The organism is Acinetobacter sp. USHLN143 (genome assembly GCF_037145695.1).
Classification (GTDB): domain Bacteria; phylum Pseudomonadota; class Gammaproteobacteria; order Pseudomonadales; family Moraxellaceae; genus Acinetobacter; species Acinetobacter fasciculus.
The window spans coordinates 1-4,302 of the sequence record NZ_JBBCWZ010000130.1; the positions used below are offsets into that span (position 1 = coordinate 1).

Below are 4,302 nucleotides of genomic sequence, written 5' to 3' on the forward strand. Positions count from 1 at the left end.
AATGTGAATTACTTCGTAATTCTTTTACCGAGAGCACACTACACTGATAGCTATTTGCACAAAATAGGGGGTTAAATACATGATATTTAATAGTTTTTTTAGTTGGTTTTTGAACTGTTTTTTTAGTTGGTTTTTCTTCACTAATAGCATTGTAGACAGCACGAATTGATAAACCTGTTATTTCGGCTATATCTTTTGCTTTCTTGCCCTGTTTAGCTAGTTTACGAGCTTGTTGGCGTTGTTTTGCGTACTTATAGCCTTTTGCTTTACCGCCTTTTTTACCGCACTTGGACGCTATCTTACTGATCTCTGATTTTGTATATTTCTGATGTTCACCAAACGAGCCGTAACAAAAGCTCACTATGCTATGGCAAATCGTAGCAACTTCACTAATTTCAAGAGCTGGACTGCATTTCGTTTGATTTAGTTCTTGAGCAAAATCATTAATGCAATTCTCAAACTGTTGACGTGTCCAATTCTTCGAGTGCTTGTTATAGAGTGAGTAAGCACGTACACGCACAGTATTGAATAAGAAGTCATTACGTTCACCGCTTCCAACAGTTGCACGATCTGACGCTTGTTTCAGGGCTTTATCTGTTTGCTTCGACTGTAGTCGCTCAATGAATGTTGTGCTTTTGACTTCTAGTTCTGAAATTCGAGCAAGTTCATACATCTCATAGCTTGTTGAACGCATCCCTACAACGTCCCATTGCTCACAGAATGGATTTTTAGCGAAAAAGTTATGATAAGCATCATCACCGCCAAATATAGCGTTTAGATGCCGTTTAAGAGCCTTGTAGAGTGAATGTGCTTTTGCGCTGTAGTTGCCTTTTTTGTTGCTTGTATCAATACAGACCCAATTTTTAAGACAGTAAACAAGCTGAACATGCTTATTTGCTCGATTTTTAATAATTAGATTAGGAATTGGAGCATTTAAAGTGCTGTAAATGATTGCTTCAATCGTGTCTGCAACGGGTTGATCTATATCAATGATTAGAGTGCCAGTTTTAAAGTCTGTTGCTGTTTTTAAGTATGCGAAATTAGAAAAATTAGCCTCATCTTTGTGAAACCAAGTCGGTTTTTCACCTGCAAGAGCTATTTTTGAAGTCCAAAGTGGACAATTATCGGGGATTGAAAGACGAAAAACGCTAAGAGATGCGTCAAGATCAGACTTCTTAGTCTGTTGTTCTTCAAAAATCAGGGCTTTTTTGCGTAAATTAAACGCTGTTACAGTTTTCAGCATAAACAAGTCAGTTATTTAGACTTGTTAAATCGCTGTATCCACTTCATAATACGCCTATACATGTGGATTCAGCTACTAACAAGTCTGTTGATGAAGCCAAAAAGAAGCCTTGCGTCGTCGAAAACTGGGGCTTTTTTTTGGTCGGTACTTTTTCTAATTCAAGAAAATGTATCTAATTGCTCTCAATTTGAAGCTACTTTACAACTAATGCAAGATTTTTTTTCTCATTCGTTGAAAATTCGCAAAAATAAATCTGTTACCACCTCAAAACCTGTAATTTGTTCAAAATTAAGACACTTTTTTTTTAAGGACAGCATTGCAAATGCAATGCTCCGCAAAAAAAATGGGTCAAAATGGGCTTGGTGAATCATAATCTCGACTGCGTTGACGCTCTTGCTCTCTCTGTAGCTCTTTACGTTGATCAAGCACGTCTAAAGCTTTGATGACACTTGTTGGATTAATTGAGCTAATTTCTGCTGAAACTGCTCTACTGAACTCATTCTCTCGGTGATTTGTTCTGCTAGTGGTTTCAATTGACTGTTGATCTCCAATTCGACTGCTTGCGGAATAATCTTCGATACCTGATTTTTGACTTGATTGTCGATCTGCAAGTTCTGCACTAAATCGTTTAAACGTGTCTGCAACTGTACTTTCAAGTTCTGTTGTACATCTTGTGAAAAAGTTGCTGAGATAGTTTGCTCTGACAGTTCTTGCACGAACTTCTGATATTTCTGCACTATCTTCACTGCTTCGTTGTGCATGCTGTTTAAAGTTTGCGTGTATTGTTTCAATTCGTTGATGGTCGCTGACTGTGCTTGTATAAGCTGTAGAGCTTCTTCTTGTGCTTGCTGTTGTTGCTTCAACTGAAGCTGTTGATCTTCGATAATCTTCAATAATTGTGCTTCTAAGCTCATTTAACGTATCTCTCTCACTATTGCTAGGGGTCTTGTTCCACTGTCCAGTGCGTAATTCATGTCTTGATATTTCGGGTCTAACTCTACGCACAGTTTCCCTCCGCACGTTGTTGTTATCATGCTCCCCCCCTGACTTTTCAGATAATCGACTTTGTTCTGCATCGCTTGTATATCGTTGTATTTGCTCTTGCTGACGTATCCCAGACAAATACTGCTGATAAGCGTTATACATGCCAGTGAAATCAAGGCTATATTCGATGTAATAAGGGTTTTCTTTAATTTGGCTGCTTGGGCTGTTTCTTGGCTCAAGCCGTTCAACTGCTGCAAGTTCGCTTGTAGCTGTTTGATCTGCTGTTGTTGTTCTTGCAATAGGGCTGTCATGCCTTGTTGCTGCTGCTTCTTGGCTTGAGCTGTAGTCTGGTCGATCTGCTGCAATATCTCGTTCGTTGCTTCGCTCTGTTTCTGCTGTATATCCGTTTTGGTGCTGTCGATACTGCTGCTCAAGCTCTGTGCTTCGCTTTGCACTGTATTCCGCATATCTTTGAATATCTGACTGATTTCGCTGTTCAGCTTCTCGTCTATATCGTTCTGATGCTGCGATAGTAAGTTGTTGGCTCGTTTCTGTAAGTCTAAAATCTTGCTCATAGATTGCACCTGTAAGCCTTATCGGGCGGGCTTTTTCGTCATCATTCGGATTTTTAATGGATAGGCTTTTCTTGGTTTCTCTGGTGACTTCAAGACCAAGATCCAATAGCCATTTTTTCATGCTCTGCCGATCTGTAATTAGCCCACTTTCAACGGCTCTCGTTGCTTCAATATCAAGCGTTTCCTTGATCTCATTAACAGTTTTAGGCAAGTTTTTTGCCGTTGTAACGGCTTGGCGATAGAGGGGGTCATCTGCATCATGCAGCTGATACTCATAGTTTGTAATCTTCTTAAACAGATCAATACGAGGACGATCAGCTTTATCATAATAAGGCTGTAAACGTTTTCCTGTAAGGATTTCAACATTAGGGATTAGGAAGTTAAGCTCTAATCTTCGCTCCCCAGTTTCTTCGTTTAATTTGTCTTGATGCTCAATCCACAAGACACGGTACTGGCTCTGATCCATGCCAGGGAATAAGGCTTGCTCAAAATCCTGCATGATTTTTTGTTTATCCTGATCAGATAAATCATGCTCATAAAAACTTAGGCATCCGGATGTATATTTCTTTGCATAAGGTGACGTATCAATTAATCCTGATACTTCGGAAACATCGCCCTGTAGGACTTTTGCATAATCTCGATCACGGTCTTTACCAAGTAAATAATCCAGTGGACCTTTGCTCAAACCATTGCCGTATCTAAAGAACTGAACAATCATTTTTTCAATTCCTTTAAGGTCTGATCAATCCCTATTAACAGGTGCAAAAGCCTTGCAGCATCAAGGGGACGACTGCTTGCAATATCGGTATTTATTGCCTTTGCAATCTGATTGATGTTGCCCCCAATTCGAGATAGCTCAAGTAAAAATTCACGATCTAATTTGGTGTAGTGATGTTCCTGATTCTTTTTTTTGACGTTGCCTTGCTTTGCATCAATTTGGGCAAGCGAAGTATCTCTTAGATATTTCGCAATATTTAGGATATTGGCATCTTTGATTTTCTGTACTTCAGCATCAGAAAATCGGACTTTATAAACTTTATTACGTTTGGTCTCTGTCATGCTTTTGCCTTTGCTTTTGGAGGGTTTCGGGAGGTCTCCTCCTGAACAAGGTCATAGAAGCCTGCAACGAAGTGGAGGGGTCTCTATGTATCCTTGCGTTAAATCACAATAGCATCTTGTTTTGTGTTAAACAATCATTCATCAAGAATGTTGTTTACACGAAACAAAGGCTATCTGTGATTATTGCTGAATCAGACTAAATTAGATCGTGAGTTATTTGAGGGGGGGAAAAGCAAAAGTAGAAATTTCTGTTTGCAAGTAGAATTGTTTGAGTGTTTTGTTTTAGAAAAAGAAGATTTAAAGACTGTAACTCGCTTCGCTCGCATACAAAATGTGAATTACTTCGTAATTCTTTTACCGAGAGCACACTACACTGATAGCTATTTGCACAAAATAGGGGGTTAAATACATGATATTTAATAGTTTTTTTAGTTGGTTTTT

Annotated in this window: 3 protein-coding genes; all 3 read right to left on the bottom strand. The window is 38.9% G+C overall.

Going from position 1 to position 4,302, the window contains the following annotated elements; translation table 11 throughout:
- Positions 1 to 1,243: replication initiation protein (locus WFH18_RS16945; protein WP_336755328.1), on the bottom strand; the 1,243-nt coding region annotated here is incomplete at its 3' end.
- Positions 1,244 to 1,591: 348 nt separating this feature from the next.
- A complete protein-coding gene (locus WFH18_RS16950; RefSeq protein ID WP_146747340.1) occupies positions 1,592 to 3,520 on the bottom strand; it encodes a relaxase/mobilization nuclease domain-containing protein in 1,929 nt (642 codons plus the stop codon).
- Positions 3,517 to 3,861 carry a plasmid mobilization relaxosome protein MobC gene (gene mobC, locus WFH18_RS16955; RefSeq protein ID WP_111810824.1) on the bottom strand — a complete coding sequence of 115 codons (345 nt, stop codon included), beginning with the start codon at positions 3,859 to 3,861 and terminating at the stop codon, positions 3,517 to 3,519. The genes WFH18_RS16950 and mobC overlap by 4 nt, the downstream gene beginning before the upstream one ends.
- Positions 3,862 to 4,302: the final 441 nt, after the last annotated feature.

Excerpts from the sequence above, each read along its gene's own strand:
- WFH18_RS16950 (WP_146747340.1), bottom strand. The coding sequence starts at position 3,520 with ATGATTGTTCAGTTCTTTAGATACGGCAATGGTTTGAGCAAAGGTCCA.
- mobC (WP_111810824.1), bottom strand. The coding sequence starts at position 3,861 with ATGACAGAGACCAAACGTAATAAAGTTTATAAAGTCCGATTTTCTGAT.